Source organism: Limnohabitans sp. WS1, assembly GCF_003063265.1.
Taxonomy (GTDB): domain Bacteria; phylum Pseudomonadota; class Gammaproteobacteria; order Burkholderiales; family Burkholderiaceae_C; genus Limnohabitans_A.
On the sequence record NZ_NERU01000007.1, the window covers coordinates 130,056 to 151,565 of the forward strand.

Annotated in this window: 21 protein-coding genes and 1 tRNA gene; 7 read left to right on the forward strand and 15 right to left on the reverse strand. The window is 57.4% G+C overall.

What is annotated here, in order from left to right; genetic code table 11:
- Window position 1: 1 nt before the first annotated feature.
- From B9Z48_RS10940 to B9Z48_RS10995, 12 genes are all read right to left on the reverse strand, one after another.
- Complete coding sequence (locus tag B9Z48_RS10940) at window positions 2-976, reverse strand: tripartite tricarboxylate transporter substrate binding protein (protein ID WP_089957298.1); 975 nt, start codon at window positions 974-976, stop codon at window positions 2-4.
- Between the two features lie 185 nt (window positions 977-1,161).
- A complete protein-coding gene (locus B9Z48_RS10945) occupies window positions 1,162-2,673 on the reverse strand; it encodes a tripartite tricarboxylate transporter permease (protein ID WP_089957301.1) in 1,512 nt (503 codons plus the stop codon).
- A gap of 13 nt (window positions 2,674-2,686) precedes the next feature.
- On the reverse strand, window positions 2,687-3,178 hold the full coding sequence (locus B9Z48_RS10950; protein ID WP_228769225.1) for a tripartite tricarboxylate transporter TctB family protein: 492 nt from the start codon (window positions 3,176-3,178) through the stop codon (window positions 2,687-2,689).
- 149 nt (window positions 3,179-3,327) lie between these two features.
- Window positions 3,328-4,098, reverse strand: a complete 771-nt coding sequence (locus B9Z48_RS10955) for a spermidine synthase (protein ID WP_089957305.1) — start codon at window positions 4,096-4,098, stop codon at window positions 3,328-3,330.
- Complete coding sequence (locus B9Z48_RS10960) at window positions 4,095-4,652, reverse strand: DNA-deoxyinosine glycosylase (RefSeq protein ID WP_228769226.1); 558 nt, start codon at window positions 4,650-4,652, stop codon at window positions 4,095-4,097. The genes B9Z48_RS10955 and B9Z48_RS10960 overlap by 4 nt, the downstream gene beginning before the upstream one ends.
- The gene (locus B9Z48_RS10965; RefSeq protein ID WP_108378351.1) at window positions 4,649-5,473 is read right to left on the reverse strand and encodes a TatD family hydrolase; all 825 of its coding nucleotides are present in this window, start codon (window positions 5,471-5,473) and stop codon (window positions 4,649-4,651) included. The genes B9Z48_RS10960 and B9Z48_RS10965 overlap by 4 nt, the downstream gene beginning before the upstream one ends.
- Window positions 5,474-5,488: 15 nt before the next feature.
- Window positions 5,489-6,184, reverse strand: coding sequence for a lipoprotein-releasing ABC transporter ATP-binding protein LolD (gene lolD / locus B9Z48_RS10970; protein ID WP_108378353.1), 696 nt, complete (start codon window positions 6,182-6,184; stop codon window positions 5,489-5,491).
- Window positions 6,177-7,445, reverse strand: coding sequence for a lipoprotein-releasing ABC transporter permease subunit (locus B9Z48_RS10975; protein WP_108378355.1), 1,269 nt, complete (start codon window positions 7,443-7,445; stop codon window positions 6,177-6,179). Before B9Z48_RS10975 ends, lolD begins: the two co-directional genes overlap by 8 nt.
- 287 nt (window positions 7,446-7,732) lie before the next feature.
- Window positions 7,733-9,007: an FCSD flavin-binding domain-containing protein gene (locus tag B9Z48_RS10980; protein WP_108378357.1), complete on the reverse strand. Its 1,275-nt coding sequence runs from the start codon at window positions 9,005-9,007 to the stop codon at window positions 7,733-7,735.
- Between the two features lie 12 nt (window positions 9,008-9,019).
- The gene (locus tag B9Z48_RS10985; protein ID WP_089957315.1) at window positions 9,020-9,328 is read right to left on the reverse strand and encodes a c-type cytochrome; all 309 of its coding nucleotides are present in this window, start codon (window positions 9,326-9,328) and stop codon (window positions 9,020-9,022) included.
- A gap of 50 nt (window positions 9,329-9,378) precedes the next feature.
- Window positions 9,379-9,789, reverse strand: a complete 411-nt coding sequence (locus B9Z48_RS10990) for a DsrE family protein (RefSeq protein WP_108378359.1) — start codon at window positions 9,787-9,789, stop codon at window positions 9,379-9,381.
- Window positions 9,790-9,874: 85 nt separating this feature from the next.
- A complete protein-coding gene (locus tag B9Z48_RS10995) occupies window positions 9,875-10,198 on the reverse strand; it encodes a helix-turn-helix transcriptional regulator (RefSeq protein WP_108378361.1) in 324 nt (107 codons plus the stop codon).
- Between the two features lie 380 nt (window positions 10,199-10,578).
- Between B9Z48_RS10995 and B9Z48_RS11000 the strand changes: the two genes are divergently transcribed.
- Together B9Z48_RS11000 and B9Z48_RS21385 are read left to right on the forward strand one after the other, a co-directional pair.
- A tRNA-Lys gene (locus B9Z48_RS11000) sits at window positions 10,579-10,654 on the forward strand.
- A gap of 748 nt (window positions 10,655-11,402) precedes the next feature.
- Entirely contained in the window at window positions 11,403-13,334 is a 1,932-nt protein-coding gene (locus B9Z48_RS21385) for a PKD domain-containing protein (RefSeq protein ID WP_146186267.1), read from the forward strand.
- 125 nt (window positions 13,335-13,459) lie between these two features.
- Here B9Z48_RS21385 and B9Z48_RS11010 read toward each other — a convergent pair whose 3' ends face one another.
- Complete coding sequence (locus B9Z48_RS11010; RefSeq protein ID WP_108378363.1) at window positions 13,460-14,794, reverse strand: FAD-dependent oxidoreductase; 1,335 nt, start codon at window positions 14,792-14,794, stop codon at window positions 13,460-13,462.
- Between the two features lie 9 nt (window positions 14,795-14,803).
- Window positions 14,804-15,112 carry a c-type cytochrome gene (locus B9Z48_RS11015; RefSeq protein WP_108378365.1) on the reverse strand — a complete coding sequence of 103 codons (309 nt, stop codon included), beginning with the start codon at window positions 15,110-15,112 and terminating at the stop codon, window positions 14,804-14,806.
- 174 nt (window positions 15,113-15,286) lie between these two features.
- Between B9Z48_RS11015 and B9Z48_RS11020 the strand changes: the two genes are divergently transcribed.
- Window positions 15,287-16,243 carry an ion transporter gene (locus B9Z48_RS11020; protein WP_108378442.1) on the forward strand — a complete coding sequence of 319 codons (957 nt, stop codon included), beginning with the start codon at window positions 15,287-15,289 and terminating at the stop codon, window positions 16,241-16,243.
- 91 nt (window positions 16,244-16,334) lie between these two features.
- On the opposite strand, the gene B9Z48_RS11025 is transcribed toward B9Z48_RS11020, so the two are convergent.
- Window positions 16,335-17,966 carry an iron ABC transporter permease gene (locus B9Z48_RS11025; protein ID WP_108378367.1) on the reverse strand — a complete coding sequence of 544 codons (1,632 nt, stop codon included), beginning with the start codon at window positions 17,964-17,966 and terminating at the stop codon, window positions 16,335-16,337.
- Window positions 17,967-18,093: 127 nt separating this feature from the next.
- On the opposite strand from B9Z48_RS11025, the gene B9Z48_RS11030 reads away from it, so the two are divergent.
- The 4 genes from B9Z48_RS11030 (at window position 18,094) to B9Z48_RS11045 (ending at window position 21,452) form a co-directional block, all read left to right on the forward strand.
- Window positions 18,094-19,269, forward strand: coding sequence for an ABC transporter ATP-binding protein (locus B9Z48_RS11030; protein WP_108378369.1), 1,176 nt, complete (start codon window positions 18,094-18,096; stop codon window positions 19,267-19,269).
- Window positions 19,266-19,613 (forward strand): CidA/LrgA family protein, encoded by a 348-nt coding sequence (locus B9Z48_RS11035; RefSeq protein WP_089957336.1) that lies wholly within the window; start codon window positions 19,266-19,268, stop codon window positions 19,611-19,613. The genes B9Z48_RS11030 and B9Z48_RS11035 overlap by 4 nt, the downstream gene beginning before the upstream one ends.
- Window positions 19,610-20,338 (forward strand): LrgB family protein, encoded by a 729-nt coding sequence (locus tag B9Z48_RS11040; protein WP_089957339.1) that lies wholly within the window; start codon window positions 19,610-19,612, stop codon window positions 20,336-20,338. Before B9Z48_RS11035 ends, B9Z48_RS11040 begins: the two co-directional genes overlap by 4 nt.
- Before the next feature lie 67 nt (window positions 20,339-20,405).
- Entirely contained in the window at window positions 20,406-21,452 is a 1,047-nt protein-coding gene (locus B9Z48_RS11045) for an Ldh family oxidoreductase (RefSeq protein WP_108378444.1), read from the forward strand.
- Window positions 21,453-21,510 lie beyond the last annotated feature (58 nt).

Here is a 21,510-nt window from a genome sequence, read left to right on the forward strand (position 1 = left end):
GTCATTCCAAGGTGATCTTGCGGTCGGTGATGATCTTTTTCCACTTGGCCGACTCGCTGGCCAGCATGGTAGTGAACTGGGCGGGCGTGCCGCCTACGGGCTCAATGCCAAAGCGCAAAAGCTTGTCCATCACTTCAGGGTCTTTGAGCACCTGGTTGGCCGCCGTGTTGATGCGGGTAACGACCTCGGCGGGCAGGTTTTTAGGGCCAAAGAAACCAAACCAGGTGTTGGATTCGTAGCCGGGCAACACATCGGCAATGGCGGGGATGCCCGGTGCAAGCGCTGTGGGCTTGAGGGTGGTCACGCCCAAAGCACGCAAGCGGCCGTCGCGCACATGCGGCATGCCGGTGGGCAGGCTGTCAAACAGCACGTCCACTTTGCCGGAAATCAGATCGGGAATGGCCAGTGCCGTGCCCTTGTAGGGGATGTGCACCACAAACACATCGGCCTGGGCCTTGAACAGCTCGGCCGACAACTGCACGATGGTGCCGTTACCACTCGAGGCGTAGTTGAGGCGGCCGGGGTTTTTCTTGGCGTACTCGACCCATTCCTTGACGGTTTTGGCGGGCGAGTTGTTGGGCACTAGCATGATGCTGGGCGCGTTGCCCAAATGGACAATGGGGGTGAAGTCACGCACCGCGTCATAAGGCATGCGCGGGTTCAGGTTGGGGCCGATCGAGTGCGTGCTGGAGGTCGACAGCAGCAGCGTGTAGCCATCGGGGTTGGCCTTGGCCGCCAAGTCAGAGCCCAAAGTGCCGCCAGCGCCGGGGCGGTTTTCAACCACCAAAGATTGACCCAATTTTTCGCTGATTTTTTGCGACAAGGTGCGGGCAAACAAATCGGTCGCACCACCTGCCGGAAAGGGCACCAACAAACGCACCGGTTTGGTGGGGTAACTTTGGGCTTGGGCCACGCTCCAAGTTGCCAAGGTCAATGCCGAAACACACAGACATTTGAGCCAATTTCTTTTTTTCACGGAAACCTTCCTGTTGTGAACACACTGAAAACTTGCCTGCAGAGCATTATTTTCTCAGACGGTGGTCAGGTCTGCCGCACTCAAGCGACAAGACCACAGTGAACCCCATCCCTGTCTGGACTTTGCGTATGCACCAACGACAACGGCCTCCGAAGAGGCCGTTGTCAGTGCGTCAAGTCAAAGCCTTACTCTTCAACAAAAGCCTCTTCACGCTTGGACTTGATCGAGGGCAATGCCACGATGATCAAGAGCAGCAAAGCCGCAGCCAGCAAGCCTGCCGACAAGGGGCGCGTGACAAACACACTCCAGTCACCACGCGACAAGAGCATGGCGCGGCGCAGGTTTTCTTCCATCATGGGCCCCAGGATGAAGCCCAGCAACAGGGGTGCTGGTTCCATGCCCAGTTTGATGAAGGTGTAGCCCACCACACCAAAGCCAGCCACCATCCAGATGTCCCAGGTGTTGTTGTTGGTCGAATACACGCCAATCGCGCAGAACAACACAATGGCCGGGAACAACCAGCGGTAAGGCACCGACAGCAACTTGATCCAGATGCCGATCAAAGGCAGGTTCAAGATGATGAGCATCGCGTTGCCGATCCACATCGAGGCAATCAAGCCCCAGAACAACTCGGGGTTGCTGGTCATCACCTGAGGACCAGGCTGGATGTTGTGGATGGTCATCGCGCCCACCATCAAAGCCATCACGGCGTTGGGCGGAATGCCCAATGTCAGCAAAGGAATGAAGGAAGTTTGCGAGGCCGAGTTGTTGGCCGACTCGGGCGATGCGACACCACGGATGTTGCCTTGACCGAAAGGCACTTCACCTGGACGAAGCTTGGTTTTCTTCTCGATGGTGTAGGCCGCAAAAGCTGCCAACAAGGCACCACCACCGGGCAAGATGCCCAAAGCAGAACCCAAGGCCGTGCCACGCAACACGGCAGGCACCATGTTTTTGAAGTCTTCAGCGCTGGGCATCAAGCCGGTCACTTTGGCCGTGAAAACCTCGCGGTCTTCTTCGGGCTTGGACAGGTTGGAGATGATCTCGCCGTAGCCGAACACGCCCATGGCGATCACGATGAAGCCCACGCCGTCGGTCAACTCAGGGATGTCAAAGCTGAAACGGGCCACACCCGAGTTCACGTCGGTGCCGATCAGGCCCATCAACAGACCCAACACGATCATGCCGACCGCTTTGATGAGGGAGCCTGATGCCAACACCACAGCACCAATCAAACCCAGCACCATGAGCGAGAAATACTCGGCAGGGCCGAATTTGAAAGCGACTTCGGTCAAGGGGCCTGCGAAGGCGGCCAAAATCAAGGTGCCCACGCAACCAGCAAAAAACGAGCCCAAACCAGCGGCCGCCAAAGCGGGACCGGCGCGGCCTTTGCGGGCCATTTGGTAGCCGTCAATCATGGTCACCACCGACGAGGCTTCGCCGGGTAAGTTGACCAAAATCGCGGTGGTGGAGCCGCCGTATTGGGCACCGTAGTAAATACCGGCCAACATGATCAGCGCAGCCACAGGGGGCAGTGCATAGGTGGCGGGCAAAAGCATGGCGATGGTGGCCACAGGACCCACACCTGGCAAGACCCCAATCAAGGTGCCCAGCAAACAGCCGATGAACGCGTAAATCAGGTTTTGAAAGGTGAACGCCACCCCAAAACCGAGAGCCAAGTTGTCAAACAGTTCCATGAATTATTTCTCCTCAACCGGTGATGAAGGTGGGCCAGACCGGAAACTGCAACTTGAGAAGCAGCACAAAAGCGCAATAACTGCCAATGGACAGGATGGTGGCCAAAATCAAGACCTCTTTGAGCTTGAATGTGTCACCCGCCAAGCTGACCACCAAGGTGGTGCCAAAGATGGCCACGATCAAACCCATGGCGGGCACACCGATGCTGGGCAAGCCCCCCAGCAAAATGCCAAACAACAAGTTGCCGGCGATGATGAAGAACAAAGGCTTCCAAGCCCAAGCACCAATCTTTTCACCGTCTTGGGTCTCGACGGTCAGCGCTTTGAACATGACAAAGGCACCGATCACTGCCAACAAAACACCGAGCAACAAGGGAAAGTAACCCGGCCCCATGCGGGCGCCGGTGCCCACGTTGTAATTGGTCGCGCCAATGGCAAAGGCTGCACCTGCTACGGTGTAGAACAGCCCAGCGAAAAAGTCTTTTTGACTTTTGATGATGTTCACAAGATATCTCCTCTGTTTTGAGTTGAGCAGATTCTGCGTGAACATTGCGTCTTTTGTGATGTGGGTTACACCTATGTCCCCGGGGTGACGAAACCATGGTTAACCCGGATGCCAAAGCCCTGTTTTGACCCGTAAGTTTCGAGAAAAAGTTATTTCACCAAGGGTTTGAATACTTTGAGCCACTTGACGGCAGGCCACCCCCATTGGGCCTCGATCTGGCTGGCCGCTGCCAGCAAAGCATCGCGCGATGGACGGCTGGCGGTGCGTTGCGCCAACACGATGGCGTTGCCCTCTCGTGTGGGCTTGAAAGCCCACACTGCATCTTCGCCAAAAGCGGCGCAAATCTTTTCCACGCTCTCGGCATAGCTTGACGAGCGGCCAAACAAGTTCACCGTCATGCAGCCTTGCAGTGTCAACAACTCACGGCAGTTGCGGTAAAAATCGGGCGTGTCCAGCACCGGGGCGGCGGCCTCTTCGTCGTACAAGTCCACTTGCAGCGCATCCACGGTGCCGCGCCACTCGTCCTTCTGAATTTCCTCGGCCGCATCGGCCAGCACCACCTTCAAACGCTCATCATCGGGCGGCAAACGAAACCAGCCTCGGCAGGCGTGCAGCACGCCCGGATTCAACTCCACCGCCGTGCAGGTCATCTTGAGTTTTTTGTAGCAAAACTTGGTGATGGTGCCCGCCCCCAAACCCAGCTGCATGGCGTGTGCGCCCTTGACTTCGGCCGCAGGCATGAACAAGAGCCAGCCAAACATGCGCTGCACATATTCCAGCTCAATGTCAAAGGGCCGGTCCAGAAACATCGAGCCCTGAATCCACTCGGTGCCCAGGTGCAGGTAACGAATTTCGCCGTCTTCAGAAAAGTTGACTTCGGGCAGTTCCACGAGGGAAGCAGAGGATTTTTTTCGGGTCATGGGTTCAGCACCGCCCGCCAGGCGGTGAGTTTTTGATCAAATGTCCAGGACGCATTCGCTGGACTGGTCGATGGTAGGCGATGGACCGAGACTTGCCCGGCCCAACCCGCTTGTGCCAGTGATTTTTCGACCGCTTTCGCGTGACGAAAACTCTCACCGCCGTTGTGGGCGATGACGCTCAGGTGCGGGCAGCGCTGCAACAAGGCCGGAAAATCGTTCAGCTGTGCATGGCGAATGGCGCTGTCCAGGCTGCCCTCACGCTCACACTCGGCATACACATCCCACACCCCCACGCCCAGTGCCTGCAAACACTGGCAACGGCGGGCGTAGTCCTTGTTGGTGGGCCAAGGTGCATCGGGCCACATGGCTTGAACGATGCGCCAAAAATGGTTTTGTGGATGGGCGTAATACTGCTGCAACTGCAAAGACTTGACGCTGGGGAAGCTGCCCAAGACCAGCACGCGGGTGCCCGGCCCCACTATCGGTGGTAAACCCTGCAAACGGGGACTGGCCAAAGACTCTGGCAAGGCCTTGGTCATGACAGCCTTGGTCATGCGGGTACCAGTTTGGGCAAAACCCGCTGTGCGTTATGGGTGCTTGCGGCCGCCAAATCGGCCAGCGACACCCCCCGCAACCCGGCCAGCACCTGCGCGATGCGCGGCAACTCGGCCGGGCTGTTGCGGCCCTGTGCAGCGCCCAGCGCCCGCTGCTCGGCGGTTTGGTAGAGCCACTGCGGCGGGATGTCGGGTGCGTCGGTCTCCAGCACGATGGCGCTCAAGGGCAACTCACAGGCCAGGCGGCGCAGTTGCAAAGACCGCTCATAGGTGAGTGTGCCGCCAAAGCCCAAAGCAAAACCCAGGTCCACAAAAGCCTGCGCCTGTTGATGGCTGCCATTAAAAGCGTGCGCAATGCCTGAGGTGATGCGGCACTGGCGCAAGCCTTTGAGCAAGAGGTCGGCCGAGCGCCTCACATGCAAGATGACGGGCAGGCCGTGCTTTTGGGCCAGCTTCAGTTGCGCGGTGTAAAAAAACCATTGCCGCTCGCGCATGTCAGGCGTGCACAGCTCGGGCACAAAAAAGTCCAGCCCGGTCTCGCCCACGGCCACCAGGCGCGGGTCATCACGCCGCTCGGTCAATGCGCGGTCCAGCGCCAGCAGATCGGCTTCTTGCGCTTGCGGTACATACAAAGGGTGGATGCCCAAGGCATAGGCGTCGCCATGCCGCTCGGCCAATTGCGCCACTTGGGGCCAGTGCCCCGCGTGCACCGCCGGGATCACGCAGCGCGTCACGCCCGCTTGGTGGGCGGCCTCTCGCACCGCGTCCCGGTCGGCATCAAACTCGGCCGCGTCCAGGTGGCAGTGTGTATCGATCCACATTCGGGCTTGAATGTTTCAAACAGGCGCTTGCAACACGCCCTTGACCAAGTGCAGTTGCCGGTCGCAACGCGCTGCCAAGGCTTGGTCGTGCGTGACCACCACAAAGGCGGTGCCGCGCTCGCGGGCCAACTGAAGCATGAGCGCAAACACGCCGTCGGCGGTTTCGCGGTCCAGGTTGCCCGTGGGCTCATCGGCCAGCACGCAGGCCGGGTCGTTCACCAAAGCGCGGGCAAGCGCCACACGCTGGCGCTCGCCGCCCGACAATTCCGAAGGCCTGTGGTGCAGGCGCTCGCCCAGACCCACACGCTGCAACCAGCCTGTGGCCACGGCTGCGGCTTCGGCGCGGTCTTGGCGGCGAATCCACAGCGGCATGGCCACGTTGTCCAGGGCGCTGAATTCGGGCAGCAAATGGTGGAACTGGTAGACAAAGCCCAAATAACGGTTGCGCCACTGGCCTTGCTCGGCGGCACTCAAGGCCGACAGCAACTGGCCCTTCAATTGCACCGTGCCCTGGGTGGGGGCGTCCAGCCCGCCCAGCAAATGCAGCAAGGTGCTCTTGCCCGAGCCCGAAGCACCCACAATCGCCAGCGTCTCGCCCGCGTGCACGGTCAGGTCCACGCCTTGCAGCACCGTCACGTCCAAGCGCCCTTCGGTGAAGCGCTTGGTCAGGCCCTGGGCCTGCAGCACCACCAGGTTTTTCGTGTCATTCATAGCGCAGTGCCTCCGCCGGGTTGACTTGGCTGGCACGCCAGCTGGGGTAGAGCGTGGCCACAAAAGCCAAGACCAAAGAAATGATGGCCACAGGCAGGATGTCGCTGGCCAGAGGCTCGCTGGGCATGCGGCTGATCAGGTAAATGTCGCGTGGCAAAAAGCTGGCGTTGAACAGTGTCTCCAGCGCGGGCACGATCACATCGATGTTGAAGGCCACCAAAAGACCCAGCGCCAAGCCACTCATGGTGCCGATCACGCCCACCGTGGCCCCCTGCACCACAAAAATACCCATGATGCTGCGCGGGCTGGCCCCCAGCGTGCGCAAGATCGCAATGTCGGCGCGTTTGTCGGTCACCGTCATCACCAAAGTGCTGACCAAATTGAAAGCCGCCACCGCCACGATGAGCGTGAGGATGATGAACATCATGCGTTTTTCCACCTGAACGGCGGCAAACCAGGTTTTGTTTTGTTGCGTCCAGTCGCGCACAAAAAAGCCGGGACCCAAGTCCAATTGCAGCTCTCGCGCCACGTCTCTCGCTTGGTGCAAATCGCGCAATTTCAGGCGCACACCGCTGGGGCCTTCCAGCCGGAACATGCGGGCCGCGTCTTCAACGTGAATCAGCGCCAGCGCCGAGTCGTATTCGTAGTGCCCCGAAGAGAACGTGCCCAGCACGCCCATTTGCTTCATGCGCGGCACCACCCCCGCAGGGGTCACCTGGCCAGACGGTGACACCAGCGTCACCGGGTCGCCGCTTTGCAGGCCCAGGTTGTAGGACAAATCGCGCCCAAGCACCAAATTGAACTCGCCGGGTTTGAGCCTTTGCAACACCCCGACTTGGGTGTCGTTCGACAAATCGCTGACCTCGGGCTCCAGCGCCGGGTCGATGCCTCGCACCAACACGCCTTTCATGTCCTCACCCCGGGCCAGCAAGGCCTGCGCGGTGATGAAGGGCGCAGCGCCCAGCACCTGCGGGTTGGCCTTCAGGCGGGCCAGCAAGGCGGGTAAATCGGCCACGGCCGCACCGTCAGCGGCATAGACCTCGATGTGCGAGACCACGCCCAGCATGCGGTCGCGCACCTCTTTTTGAAAGCCGTTCATCACGCTCAGCACAATGATGAGCGCCGCCACCCCCAGGCCAATGCCCATCATGGACACCCCCGAGATGAAGGAAATGAAGCCGTTTCGCCGGGTGGCGCGGCCTGCACGCGTGTAGCGCCAGCCCAGCACCAGCTCGTAGGGGATGTTTTTGAAAAAAGACATAGGCCGCTATTGTGACCAATCGGCCAAGACCACCACGCCATGGGCACAAAGCAAGCGCACCCAAAAGGATGTGCTGCGTTTTGTAAACGCCAGCCCTGTTGGCGATGCGCTTATTTGCCGCTCAGGGATTCGGCCACAGCGGCCATTTACAAGGGCGACAATTTGCCGCCATGGTGTGTGTGCACGATCCACGTCAACATCGCTCAGATCAAGAAAGCCACACTCCGGAAAATGGTCGAAAAAAAACGCCGCGCGTCTTTGGACGGCGGCGTTTCTTCAAGATCGCATCAAGCCAGTGTGTCAGCCCAGATGTTTTGCGCCCAAGCCAGGGCATACACCCCTTCGAGCTCATTGGCAGCACTGGACACCCCCCCCGAGCCGGGCACGGTGAGCATGGTTTTCTTTTCAGCGTCATAGCGGTGGACGCTGGCCACATGGACCACATCTTTGCTGCTGACGAAGCTGTAGCAGGTGTTGTTGTAGATGGGCATAGGGTTGACTTGTTTGCCCATCAACAAGGCGATGACTGCTGCTGCACAGGTTTTGCCGTGTTGGTTGGCCATGTGGCCGGACTTGGGCATGCCAGGCGCAATCTGAATCGAGTCACCCAAGACGTGCACGTTTTTGGCGGCCTTGGATTCGAAGGTGAGGAAGTCCACTTCGCACCAGCGCTTGTTGGCCGTGGCTAGACCGGCGTTGACGGCAATGTCACCGGCACGCATATTGGGGATCACGTTCAACACGCTGGCCTTGATGTCGTCGTTGAACTCGAACTTCAAGGTGTTGGTGGCCGCATCAACGTCGGTCACGTTGTGTTTGCCACGGTACTCCACGATGCCTTTGTAACGCTCAGCCCAAGCTTTTTTGAACAAGGGGCCTTTGGAGGTGACGTCGTCGTTGGCGTCCAGAATCAGCACCTTGCTCTTGGGCTTGGCCTTGCTGAAGTATTCAGCCACCTGGCAAGCACGCTCGTAAGGGCCGGGTGGGCAGCGGTAGGGGGCCAGCGGAATGGACATGGCGAAAACGCCGCCATCGGGCATGGCTTCGAGTTGCTTGCGCAGGGTCACGGTTTGTGCGCCAGCCTTCCAAGCGTGCATGACTTTGTCTTTGGCCCCTGCCTTGTTCATGCCGGGCAAGCTCTCCCACATGAAATCCACGCCGGGCGAAACGATCAGCCGGTCATAGGCCAGCTCAGTGCCGCCAGCCAATTTGACAATGCGCTTGTCTGCATCGATGGTGTTGACACGGTCCTTGATGACCTTGACACCGTGGCGTTTGGTCAGGTTGTCATAAGGGGTGGTGATGTCGGCGATGGTCTTGCTGCCACCGATCACCAAGTTGGAGATGGGGCAAGAGATGAAGGCTTCGCTGGGTTCGACCAGGGTGACCTGGATTTTGTGCTCAGACCACATGCGCAGGTATTTGGCGGCTGTGGCACCGGAGTAGCCACCACCAATGACCACCACCTTGGGGCCGCTGCTGCCGCCCACGGTGGCACAGCCCGAAACCAGTCCCATGGCGCCCAAAGCGGAGCCAGTCTGCAAAAAATGACGACGTTGCATGGCAGTTTTTCCTTAGTTCTTCTGGGCGGCAAAGTAGCCAGCGATGGCGGCGATTTGCTCGTCGGAATAGCCCTTGGCCAGCTGGTGCATGATGGTGGCAGCAGGCACGCGACCGGCTTTGTAGTCCAGCATTTTCTGAATGGTGACTTCTTTGGGCACACCGGCCAATGAAATCATGCCCGGCTGTGCACGGCCATCGGTGCCGTGGCAAGCAGAACAAGAAGCGGCCCAGCTGCGCACCTGCAGCGGATCGACCTGGGCTTGGGCCAGGCCAGACAGGGCGACCAGTGCAGCCGCTGTCAAAGCGTGTTGAATCTTCATGGGTTTTCCTCGAAAAAAACAGACGGGGCGAACGAACGCCTCAATGCCCATCAGGGGCGCAGATAGACAAATTTCTCATTGGCCTGCAGCTTGGCCACTTCGGCCACACCTGAGGGCACCACTTTGGCTTCCATCAGTAGCTTGTCGGCCGAGATTTTGCGCGACACCAAGGTGTTGTTGCACACACGGAACTCCACGCCTTTGCTGACCAGATCACTGACGCTGCCAGAAAATGGCTGGTCCATCTGGTTGGTGGCACCGTCAAGTAAAAAGTCGATGCCCAGCCCATGGGTGACCACCACGATTTTGGCAGTCGGGTCTGCGGCCAAGTGATTTCGGATGTTGCCTATGGCACGCGAAGCTTGGGGGATGCCTTCGCTCAGGTGATAAACCACTTTGATTTCGGCCCAAGACAGGGTGCAGGCCAGTAAACCGGTAACCAGCAACAGATGACGCTTCATTCGTGACTCCTTATGGATGAATATTAGCCGGATCATGATCCAATGCGAGCCCGTGAAAACCCGGCTCCAAACTGACGCCGTTCTTTCAACCGGCTTCGCTGGCGATTTGCACACACACAGCACGGCACAACGTGACCACCCGGTCATTGATGATGCGGTAGTAAATTTGTACCCCTTCTCGACGCTTGCCCAGCACACCGGCTTGGTAGAGTGTGTTCAGGTGTTGCGACATATTGGGCTGGGTGGTGTCGATTTCGGTGAGCAATTCCCCAACGTTTTTTTCGCCATTGCACAGTGAGCTGATGATGCGCAGGCGCATGGGCGCGGACATGACGCGAAACACTTCGGCAGCTTTTTCAAACACCTCTTCCGATTCGGTCAGTGCTTGGTCTTTTGTAGTTTTGGCCATGCTTGTATTTTCTATCGATGTGGACGGTTTTCAGTCAGACTGAGAAATCGAAGGATTGTGACCTTTTTTGTCAAAAGACCAACCATTGATTTGTTCTTTGCTTATGCACAGATCGAACTAAGGCCAGCCCATTGGCCCCGGGCGACGCCCCTGCCCGCATGGCTGTTGACCTGCGCCACGGTCATCAAAGCAACACAAGCCCATGCCCCATGGGCATTGCACAAAAATTGAGCATGTTGCTTGTCCAAAAATCAGGCGCAAGGGTGTGGATTGGGGTGCCCTCAAGCCAACTCAGCACCGCCAGACAGGCCAAGCCAAGTAAAAAACGTTCAAGGCCTCAGTTTTGGCTTAAAGGCATACTATAATAGAGGGCTTGATGTGGGACCATAGCTCAGTTGGTAGAGCAGCGGACTTTTAATCCGTTTGTCGTGGGTTCGACCCCCGCTGGTCCCACCAGTCACAAACTAAAAACACCCAGTGCTCGCGTGCTGGGTGTTTTTTTATGGGTGTTTGAAACCATACGCCCACGCTGCCAGCACTTTGCACACACGCTGAGCCAGCATCCAAAATGAGCAGGCTTGTCAAACAACTGCAGTTGGTGGGCAAGCGACAACCCTCAGCACAACACTGGACTGCAGAACTTGCCGCCGCAAAGCCACAAACCCTCCACTTGCGAGACGGTGAAGTGGTTGTGTATCGTCGCAGCCGCAGCCTGCTGTACCAATGCCGCTACAAACTTGCAGATGGCACTTGGCACCGCCAAACAACAGGCAAAGCCAGCGTGGAACACGCCATTGCCCGTGCGTGTGACTTGTATGACGAAGCCAGATACAGACAGCGGCTGGGATTAGCACACCAAACACACTCGTTTGCACAAATAGCGGCGGTCACACTGGCAGAACTGCGCTTGAAGATTGACGCAAGCACTGGCAGAACTGCATACACAGCATTTGCTTGCGTGTTTTTTTGGCGTTCAGTTTGAGGTTCAAGCTGGCTTCTTTAATGGACTGAATTTTTCAGATGGGCATTACGTCAACCATACATAAATATTACTTATAGATATTTTAATAACATAAATTAGCTATTATTTTGGAAAAAAATTAATTACAACACAAAGTAGTTTAATTAATTGTCATTTTTATTATTTACATGTTTACAAAAATAAAATAAAATTTTCACAATTGTAATAATCAAAGGACAAAAAGTGAAAACAGCTTTCAAATTGACGTTGACAGCAATTGCTGTTGCACTGCTTGTAGCTTGTGGAGGCGGTAGCAATGAAACCAACACAGAGCCTTCTTCGACGAATACGACACCCGTTGCTAATGCTGGACAAATACAAAACATTCTTGTTGGTGCAACTGTGACTTTGAACGGCAGTAACAGCAGCGATCCCAATAATGATGCTTTAACATTTAGCTGGACATTAACAAGCAAACCAGCTGGCAGTACAGCTATATTAAGCAGCGCTACATCGGCAATGCCAACATTCACTGCAGATGTTGCTGGTGCATATGTAGCTTCTCTGTTTGTCAATGACGGAAAAGTAAGCAGCACTGTTTCAACAGTGACGGTGAATGCAACAGTCGAAAACGCAGCACCAGTTGCAAATGCTGGTGTAGCACAAAATATTACGACTGGAAATCTAGTAACTTTAAACGGTAGTAACAGCAGCGATGCAAATGGCGATGCATTGACATACAGCTGGTCATTAACAAGCAAACCAGTTGGCAGTACAGCTATATTAAGCAGTGCTACATCGGCAATGCCAACATTCACTGCAGATGTTGCTGGTGCATACGTAGCTTCTGTAGTTGTCAATGACGGAAAAGTAAGCAGCACTGTTTCAATAGTAACGGTGAATGCAACAGTGGCAAACGCAGCACCAGTTGCAAATGCTGGTGTAGCACAAAATATAACGGCTGGAAATCTAGTAACTTTAAACGGTAGTAACAGCAGCGATGCCAATAATGACGCTTTAACATTTATCTGGACATTAACAAGCAAACCAGCTGGCAGTACAGCTATATTAAGCAGCGCTACATCGGCAATGCCAACATTCACTGCAGATGTTGCTGGTGCATATGTAGCTTCTCTGTTTGTCAATGACGGAAAAGTAAGCAGCACTGTTTCAACAGTGACGGTGAATGCAACAGTCGAAAACGCAGCACCAGTTGCAAATGCTGGTGTAGCACAAAATATAACGGCTGGAAATCTAGTAACTTTAAACGGTAGTAACAGCAGCGATGCCAATAATGACGCTTTAACATTTATCTGGACATTAACAAGCAAACCAGCTGGCAGTACAGCTATATTAAGCAGTGCTACATCGGCAATGCCAACATTCACTGCAGATGTTGCTGGTACATACGTAGCTTCTCTGGTTGTCAATGACGGAAAAGTAAGCAGCACTGTTTCAACAGTAACGGTGAATGCAACAGTCGAAAACGCAGCACCAGTTGCAAATGCTGGTGTAGCACAAAATATAACGGCTGGAAATCTAGTAACTTTAAACGGTAGTAACAGCAGCGATGCAAATGGCGATGCATTGACATACAGCTGGTCATTGACAAGCAAACCAGCTGGCAGTACAGCTATATTAAGCAGTGGTACATCGGCAATGCCAACATTCACTGCAGATGTTGCTGGTGCATACGTAGCTTCTCTGGTTGTCAATGACGGAAAAGTAAGCAGCACTGTTTCAACAGTTTCTGTAAATGCTTCTTCTCCTAACTCAATTACTCTTAAGCAAACGCTCGAAAGTATTTGTTTTTTTAATTGCGTAGATACTTTATTAACTCTTCCATACACAATAAATGCATCTAATTCAAATAATTCAACTTGTTTGGGAAGTGGATGTTCGGCTTTCTTTACAATCACTTCATTTAAACTTATTGCAAGTGGGCAAAATTACACTGTAACGAATTTGCAAGCAATAAATTTAACAACCAGTTCACTAATTACGCCATTTTTTAACGGCCTTAGTAACGGCCAAATAATTACAGCGGGACAAACAGTCTTGTTTAGTCTGCAGACACCTTTCACTCAAGGGGTAACTGTTAATTTGAATTATTCATTTACGATTCAGGAAACTGGTGAAACCTTTAACTATACGGTTGCAACAAGAACAAATTAGTTAAAAAAGCAATACTAGCTTACGTATTTAAAAAACACCCAGTGCTCGCGTGCTGGGTGTTTTTTTATGGGCGTTTGAATCCCACCAAACCGCCACCCCATGGCGGTTTGACGAAACACCAACCCTCAAGAGTAGGTTTCGGTCATCAGGGTTTTGTACCAAGTGTTCATTTTGGTGAAATTGCCTGTGCTGGCGCTGGCCGCTTCTGTAGGGCCGGTCGTGGTGCTGATGTGGTCCCTGGCCACGTATTTCCAGCTGCTGTCAGGCTGTTGTTCATATTGGTAAACGGCCGTGAGCCAAGAGGCCACGGTGCTGCTCAGGGGTGAGTAGCAGGCCGAATTGGCGGTGGGCGTTGCGTAGGGTGCTTGGTTGGACAAGATGCGCAACATCGCATCGGCGCAGATTTTGGCTCCCTGGTTGCCAACGTGACCGGCTTTGGGCAGCGATGTTTTCGCGGCATCCCCAATGACATGAATGCCCGGGCGCAAGGTGCTTTCAAATGAGATCCCGTTTACGGGGGCAAAACCCGTGCTGTCGCAAAGCCCCAGTGCTTGTGCAATCGCGCCGGCTCTTTGCGTCGGAATGATGTTGAGCAAGTCACCCGAATACTCTTCCACAAAACCGGTTCCGACAATGTCTACTGTCACTTTTCCACTGTAAGGACTGATGCCTGAGGTGACATATTTGACTTTTCGACCGGGCAAGTAAACCAGATTAGCGCCATACAGAGTGCTGAAAGCGTTTTTGAAGTTGGCAGGCTCGGCCATGACATCGGGGTTGGCGTCCAGCACAACAATGCGGGCACCCGGCTTGTTGCGCTTCAAATAATCGGCGATCACACAAGCCCTCTCATAAGGGCCAGGGGGGCAGCGATAGGGTGCTGGCGGGATGGTCATGACCAAAGTGCCTGTGGGCGGCAATGCCGCCAGCAAATCGCGCAACTGCGTGGTTTGTGGGCCGGCCTGCCATGCGTGCAAAACAGCCACAGGCTGAGCAATATTGTCCAGCACCGGGTCAAAACTGATGCCCGGTGCCACCACCACGCGATCGCACAGCAAGGGAGCAGCCACACCGGTGACACTCACGCTCCAGCCTGAGCCATTGGCCGTCACCTGACTGACCGAACCCTTGACCAGTTTGATGCCGTGGTTTTTGATCAGGTTGCTCCAGTTGTAATTGAGCAAGGCGGGTGCGTACTGACCCGTCACCACCAAATTGCTCATGATGTTCGACACATATGTCGTTGAGGGCTCAACGATGGTGACCTCGACGGCCTTGTTGCTCCACAAGCGCAGGTATTTGGCAACCGTCGCACCGGCCATGCCGCCACCGATGACCACAATTTTTTGAACGGGTGCGGTCAAACCAAACGCAGGGAATGTGGTGGCACACACAGCTCCAGCGCCCAAGCTGGCCAGAAGATGACGACGAGACAAAGAAAATTCAAATGGGGAGGTCATGGATGCACCTTATTTTTGTTTTGAAAAGTAATCGGCCATCATGTTCAATTGCTCAGAGGTGTAGCCACGCGCGTGAGGCACCATGATGCTGGAGCCTGCTGATTTTTTGCGCATGTCGTTGAGCTTGTTGAGCATGTCCAACTTGCCATCACCTGCCAAAGCGTCGAAAGCGCCACTTTTGCCATTGGTGCCGTGGCACTGAAAACAGCCCGAGGCCAGCAGACGGGCATCGTTGGCCACAAACTGCGCTTGGCCCAGCGCAGGCGTCAGCAACCACCCGGCAGCCATGGCCCCCAACAGCAAGGTTCGTTTGAACATATTTATCCTTTTTGTGAAAATTGTCGTATTGGTTAATTTTCTTAAGTTACAGCTTATATTGATTGATTTGAATCAAGTAAACACCGGAAACCACCGTTCGTCTGCCTGCAAATACCCTGCGCTAGTCTTGCACTGGGATGCAAACTGATGGACTGCGACACTGGAGGTCTGACCATGAATTCACCTGCCTCGCTGCGGCGACGTCTTTTTCAAATCCTGGAAAACCAGAGCCACGAACACCGCCAAGCAGCCTGGCTGTTTTCGTGGGTGTTGACCTTGATCGTGCTGGGCAATGTGGTGGCAGTGGTGCTGGAATCGGTGCCGTCCATCGAAGCGCGGTATGGCCGGGCTTTGGCGATTTTTGATGCGCTGTCGGTGCTTTTTTTCTCTGTGGAATACCTGCTGAGGATCTGGACGGCAGCAGAACGACAACACGCCCATCACAGTGTCCGCCGCCGCCGCATCGGGTATGTGCTGAGTTTTCACGGACTGGTCGATTTGCTGGCCGTCTTGCCCTTCTTTTTACAGGCCTTGGTGCCGGGCCTGGACTTGCGCTTTTTGCGTGTGATGCGGGTCATGCGCATTTTGAAGCTGTCGCATTACTCCACGGCCTTGGAAGATTTGATGGCATCCATCTATGCCGAAAGAGGGGCCTTCATCTCGGCCCTTTATCTGCTGGCCATCACCATCCTCTTTACCGCATGCCTGATGCACTTTGCCGAACACGACTTGCAAGCCGAGCAGTTTGGCACCATTCCACAGGCCATGTGGTGGTCCATCATCACCATCACCACAGTGGGTTATGGCGATGTAACCCCCATCTCGGCGTGGGGCAAGGTCATCGGGTCGTTCACCGCCTTGTCGGGGGTGTTCACCGTGGCCTTGCTCACCGGTATCGTGGCATCGGCTTTTGCCTCACGCGTGCGCACCCAGGAAATCGAGTTCACCACCGAGGTCGAGGAAGTGCTCAAAGACGGGCACCTGGATGAGCAAGAAAAGCGGACCATTGAGCACCTGCGCACCGAATACAACATCACCGAAGACCATGCCCGGGCCATCATCCGGCAAATCATCGAGGAGCAGTCTTTGTACAAACACAGCCCAGCCCCGCCTGATGGGAAGCTGCCTTGACCAAAGGGTGTCCGGCAGCACCTCAAAGCCTTGTGGGGCCACGGTGTGGTTTGGACTCTGGGCCACAAACAGGCGGGTCTTTGGCAAGCCTTCAGCGGGTTTGGCGCAAAGTCCGGCTGAGCAAAATCACCGGAATCAGCCCCACCAGCACCAGCGCCAGCGAGGGCAAGGCCGCTTCGCCCAGGCGCTCGTCGCGGGCCAGCTGGTAGGCCACCACGGCCAGAGTGTCGCTGTTGAAGGGCCGCAACACCATGGTGGCGGGCAGCTCTTTCATCACGTCCACAAACACCAGCAAGGCAGCGGCGATGGTGGTGCGCTGAAGCAGCGGTGCATGCACCCGGCGCATCAGGCCCCAGCCGGTCACGCCCAGCATGCGGGCCGAGTCGTCCAGACTGGCCGGAATGCGGGCATAGCCGCTTTGCACCGACTGCAAAGCCACCGCACAAAAGCGCACCAGGTAAGCCCACACCAAGCCGAGTGATGTGGCAGTGATCCAGGCCCCCGCCGACGAGGCAGGCCAGGTCTGCTGAATCCAGCCCACGGGCAAGAGCAAGCCCACCACCACCACCGCCCCAGGAATGGCATACCCCAAGCCCACCAACTGAATGGCCCCCTGGCTGATGCGGTCGGCCCGCGTGCGCACACTGAAAGCCAGCGCCAGCGCCACGCCCACGGCCAACGCCGCCGTGACCGCACCCAGACGCAAGCTGGTCCAGGCCCACTGGCCAAAGCGCTCCCAAGGCATCTCGGTCGTCTCGCCCACAAAAGCCCGCAGCATGATGAGCACCGGCAGCACAAAGCCCAGCAGCACAGGCAAGCTGCAGACCGTCCACGCCAGCACGCGGCGCGTGCCGTGCAACTGCACCGGCTGCGCCTCGGCCGAGCCCTGACGCGAGCCGCGCCCCTGGTTAAAGCGCATGCGCTTTTGGGCGCGTTGCTCCAGCTGCAGCAAGACCACCACCACCGCCAGCAACACCGTGGCCAGCTGCGCGGCGGCAATGCGGTTGTCCATGGACAGCCAGGCCTTGTAGATGCCCGCCGTGAAGGTCTGGATGCCAAAGTAGCTGGACACACCAAAGTCGGCCAAGGTTTCCATGAGCGCCAGCGCCACACCAGCGGCCACTGCCGGACGGGCCAAGGGCAAAGCAATTTCACGGATGCGGCGTGACAAAGGGGCCCCCAGCAGGCGGGCCGCTTCCATCAAACCCGAGGCCCGCTCGACCAAAGCGGTGCGGGCCAGCAAATACACATAAGGGTAAAGCGACAAAGTGAACACCAGCGCCGCGCCCCAGACGCTGCGCACATCGGGCCACAAGCGGCCCTGCAAGCCCAGCGCCTCGCGCAGGGCCACCTGCAGCGGCCCGCTGAACTGCAAAAAGTCGGTGTAGGCGTACGCCACCACATAGGCCGGCATGGCCAGCGGCAAAAGCAACAACCACTCAAAAACACCACGACCCGGAAAGTCAAACAGGGTGACCAACGCCGCCGTGGCCAGGCCCAGCACCGTCACACCCACCGCCACCATCAGGCACAGGCCCAGGGTGGTCAGCGCGTAATCGGGCAGCACGGTGGCGGCCATCTCGCGCAAGATGCTGGCGCTCTCGCCACTCCACTGCAGCCACGAACCAAGCACAGCCAAAACCGGCAAGGCCAAGCTCAACGCCAGCAGTGCAAAAAACAAGGAGGGGAGACCCGATAAACGGCGGGCCAAGGTCAAAAACATATTCGGCTATTGTAGAAGCGGTCTGCGTTGGCTCAATCCCACTCGGCCGCAAGCGCCCGGTGCGCTGGGGGACGAAGACCGTGCCTGCAAGACCCACGCCTTTTGCAACCTGCCTACAATCGAATCCATGTTTTTAGAACTGCGCCAACTCGACATTCAATACCCGGGCAGCACCACACCCGCCGTCAGGGGGGTGAACTTGGGGCTGCGCTCGGGTGACATCGGGGTGATGATCGGGCCCTCGGGCTGCGGCAAAACCACTTTGCTACGCGCCGTGGCGGGGTTAGAGCCTGTCTCGGGTGGACAAATTTTGCTGTCCAAACGGGTGGTGAGTGAAAAAGACCACACCGAACCGGCCGAGCGCCGCCGCATCGGCATGGTGTTTCAGGACTACGCCCTGTTTCCGCACATGGACGTGGGCCGCAATGTGGGCTTTGGCCTGAGCCATGTGCCCAAATCCGAACGCCAAGCACGCGTGGCTGAAGTGCTGCAACTTGTTGGGCTCGATGGTGCAGAAAAACGTTTTCCGCATGAATTGTCAGGCGGGCAACAACAACGCGTGGCCCTGGCCCGTGCGTTGGCCCCCAAGCCCGACCTGCTGCTGCTGGATGAGCCGTTTTCCAACCTGGACATTGACCTGCGCGAGCGCCTGGCGCACGAAGTGCGCAACATCCTCAAAGCCGCCAAGGCCACCGCGCTGCTGGTCACCCACGACCAACTCGAAGCGTTTGCGATTGGCGACGTGATTGGCGTGATGAACGAAGGCCAGCTGCACCAGTGGGACGATGCCTACAGCCTGTACCACCGCCCGGCCACCCGCTTTGTGGCCGACTTCATTGGGCATGGCGTTTTCACGCCCGCCACACTGCGCGAGGTGGACGGGCACATTTTGGTCAGCACCCCGGTGGGCGAGCTGCGTGATGTGGCCGAATGCCCCCTGCCCTGCGCCTTTGAAGGGGGCGAGTGCGATGTATTGCTGCGAGCGGACGACATCGTGCACGACGACGATGCGCCAGTGAAGGCGCAAATTTTGCGCAAAGCCTTTCGGGGTTCGGAGTTTTTGTACACCCTGCGCCTGGCCAGCGGCGAACAGCTGATGGCCCATGTGCCCAGCCACCACGACCACAAGCTGGGTGAATGGATTGGTATCCGGGCCGAGGTGGACCACGTCGTCACCTTCAACCGCGCCTGCCCGGTCAGCGACCGGGACCTGTGCCAGATGCCCTGCGCCAAAGCCCCTGCGTGTGAACACACCGAACCACAGTACCAACCGGTTAAATTCGTCTCCAACCCGACGCCGTGATCCAAGGCCTCGTTCAACTCTTCCTCTTCCAGGCGCTCGGCGAGCTGCTCTCCAAGTTCGCCCTGCCCTTCATACCCGGGCCCGTGCTGGGCCTGGTTTTGCTGCTGGCATTTTTGGCCCTGCGCGGCCATGTGCCTGCGTCCATGGACCTGGTGGGCAGCGGCATCTTGCAGCACCTGGGGCTGTTGTTCATTCCCGCATCGGTGGGCGTGGTGCTGTATTTGCCGGTTCTGCAGGCCAACGCCTGGGCCATCACGGCGGCGCTGGTGCTGAGCGTGGTGGCCACGGTGGCGGTCACCGCGTTGGTTCTCAAACTGTTCGCCAAAAAGGACAGCGCGCCATGAACAACACCCTGCCGCCCATCTCCGACATTTGGGTCTACCTCTCGGGCAGCCCGCTGCTGGCTTTGGTGCTCACGCTCAGCGCTTACCTGCTGGGCCTGACCGTGTACGAGCGCAGCCAGCGCAACCCGCTGGCCAACCCGGTGTTGATTGCGGTGGTTGTGGTGTGCATCGGCATCAGCGTGATCGACATGCCCTATGCCCAGTACTTTGAAGGCGCGCAGTTTGTGCACTTTTTGCTGGGCACGGCCACGGTGTCGCTGGCCATTCCGATCTACAAAGGTTTTGCCTCGCTCAAGGGGCGCATGGGGGTGTTGCTGCTGTCGCTCATGGCGGGCGGCATCACCTCGGTGCTGACGGCGGTGGGCATGGCGCGTTGGCTGGGGGTGGACGAAGCGCTGGTGCGCGGCTTGGTGGCCAAATCGGTCACCGCGCCGATTGCGATGGGCATTGCCGAACGCGTGCAAGCCTCGCCCACCCTGACGGCCATTTTTGCCGTCAGCACCGGCATCTTGGGCGCGGTGCTGGGCCGCTATGTGCTGGACGCCCTGTGCGTCACGGCCTGGTGGCAACGCGGCTTTGCCCTGGGCGTGGCCGCGCACGGCATTGGCACCTCACGCGCTTTCAGCGTGAACGCCGAGGCCGGGGCTTATGCCAGCCTGGGCATGGGGCTGCATGGCATCGCGGGGGCCATGCTGATTCCTTATGCCGTGGCTTGGTGGTTTTAGAACTCGGATTTCGTAGCGAGTCCGCAGCGTGACAGGACTTGGCAGGCTTGTTTTTATGATGAAGCCCATGAACTACGCTGCTGCTGACCTTTTGGCTTTTGCCGACCAACTATTGCAAACCGCAGGCTTGCCGCCCGACAAGGCACAGGCCGTGGCTGACGTCTTGCTGGAAGGTGACTTGCTGGGCCACACCACCCATGGCCTGGCCTTGCTGGCGCCTTATCTGGCCGAGCTGGAAGCGGGCAAGATGCGCAAAGACGGTCAGCCCCTGGTGGTGTCGGACCACCCAGCTGCTGTGACCTGGGATGGCCAGCGCCTGCCTGGCCCTTGGCTGGTGCTGCAAGCCATCGACTTGGCCACTCAACGCGCACGCACACAAGGCACTTGCACCGTGGTCATTCGGCGCAGCCACCACATTGCCTGCCTGGCCGCCTACCACCAGCGCGTGACGGATCAGGGCTTCATGATGCTGCTGCATTGCTCCGACCCGAACGCTGCCAGCATCGCCCCCTTTGGCGGGCTGGACCCGGTGTTCACGCCCAACCCCATGTCGGTGGGCATTCCCACATCGGGCTTGCCGGTGCTGATCGATGTGTCCACTTCGTCCACCACCAACGGCATGACCAACCGCCTGCACAAAGAAGGCGGTTTGCTGCCTGCCGAGTGGGTGATGGATGGCCACGGCCAGCCCAGCCGCGACCCGGCTGTGCTGTTCAATGAACCCAAGGGCACGATCTTGCCGCTCGGGGGCATGGACTCGGGCCACAAAGGCTATGGCCTGAGCTGGATGGTCGAAGCGCTGACGGGTGGCCTGGCCGGCCACGGCCGCGCCGATGCGCCAGAGGGCTGGGGCGCCACGGTGTTTTTGCAAATCATCGACCCCCGCGCTTTTGCAGGCCAAAGCGCCTTCAACACGCAAATGGACGAGGTCTCACGCCAATGCCATGCTTCGCGGCCCGCACAGCCCGACCGCTGGGTGCGCACGCCAGGTGAACGCGGCCTGAAACTCAAGGCCGACAGCGCCAGCCAAGGCGTGACGCTTTACCCGAACATCATGCCCATGCTGGTGCCTTGGGCCGAGAAGTTCAAAATCGCTGTGCCCTCAGCGGTTTGAAGCGAAGGACCGTGTGGGTCAAAGCCCTGCGTGACTGTGCAGGCATCTCACCATCGGG

Bases quoted from the DNA above. Each gene is read 5' to 3' on its own strand.
- B9Z48_RS11045 (WP_108378444.1), top strand. From the start codon at position 20,406: ATGAACTACGCTGCTGCTGACCTTTTGGCTTTTGCCGACCAACTATTG.
- B9Z48_RS11025 (WP_108378367.1), bottom strand. From the start codon at position 17,966: ATGTTTTTGACCTTGGCCCGCCGTTTATCGGGTCTCCCCTCCTTGTTT.
- lolD (WP_108378353.1), bottom strand. From the start codon at position 6,184: ATGAATGACACGAAAAACCTGGTGGTGCTGCAGGCCCAGGGCCTGACC.
- B9Z48_RS10995 (WP_108378361.1), bottom strand. From the start codon at position 10,198: ATGGCCAAAACTACAAAAGACCAAGCACTGACCGAATCGGAAGAGGTG.
- B9Z48_RS11015 (WP_108378365.1), bottom strand. From the start codon at position 15,112: ATGTTCAAACGAACCTTGCTGTTGGGGGCCATGGCTGCCGGGTGGTTG.
- B9Z48_RS10985 (WP_089957315.1), bottom strand. From the start codon at position 9,328: ATGAAGATTCAACACGCTTTGACAGCGGCTGCACTGGTCGCCCTGTCT.
- B9Z48_RS11030 (WP_108378369.1), top strand. From the start codon at position 18,094: ATGTTTTTAGAACTGCGCCAACTCGACATTCAATACCCGGGCAGCACC.
- B9Z48_RS10945 (WP_089957301.1), bottom strand. From the start codon at position 2,673: ATGGAACTGTTTGACAACTTGGCTCTCGGTTTTGGGGTGGCGTTCACC.
- B9Z48_RS11020 (WP_108378442.1), top strand. From the start codon at position 15,287: ATGAATTCACCTGCCTCGCTGCGGCGACGTCTTTTTCAAATCCTGGAA.
- B9Z48_RS10965 (WP_108378351.1), bottom strand. From the start codon at position 5,473: ATGTGGATCGATACACACTGCCACCTGGACGCGGCCGAGTTTGATGCC.
- B9Z48_RS10975 (WP_108378355.1), bottom strand. From the start codon at position 7,445: ATGTCTTTTTTCAAAAACATCCCCTACGAGCTGGTGCTGGGCTGGCGC.
- B9Z48_RS10990 (WP_108378359.1), bottom strand. From the start codon at position 9,789: ATGAAGCGTCATCTGTTGCTGGTTACCGGTTTACTGGCCTGCACCCTG.
- B9Z48_RS11010 (WP_108378363.1), bottom strand. From the start codon at position 14,794: ATGACCTCCCCATTTGAATTTTCTTTGTCTCGTCGTCATCTTCTGGCC.
- B9Z48_RS11040 (WP_089957339.1), top strand. From the start codon at position 19,610: ATGAACAACACCCTGCCGCCCATCTCCGACATTTGGGTCTACCTCTCG.
- B9Z48_RS10980 (WP_108378357.1), bottom strand. From the start codon at position 9,007: ATGCAACGTCGTCATTTTTTGCAGACTGGCTCCGCTTTGGGCGCCATG.
- B9Z48_RS10955 (WP_089957305.1), bottom strand. From the start codon at position 4,098: ATGACCCGAAAAAAATCCTCTGCTTCCCTCGTGGAACTGCCCGAAGTC.
- B9Z48_RS10960 (WP_228769226.1), bottom strand. From the start codon at position 4,652: ATGACCAAGGCTGTCATGACCAAGGCCTTGCCAGAGTCTTTGGCCAGT.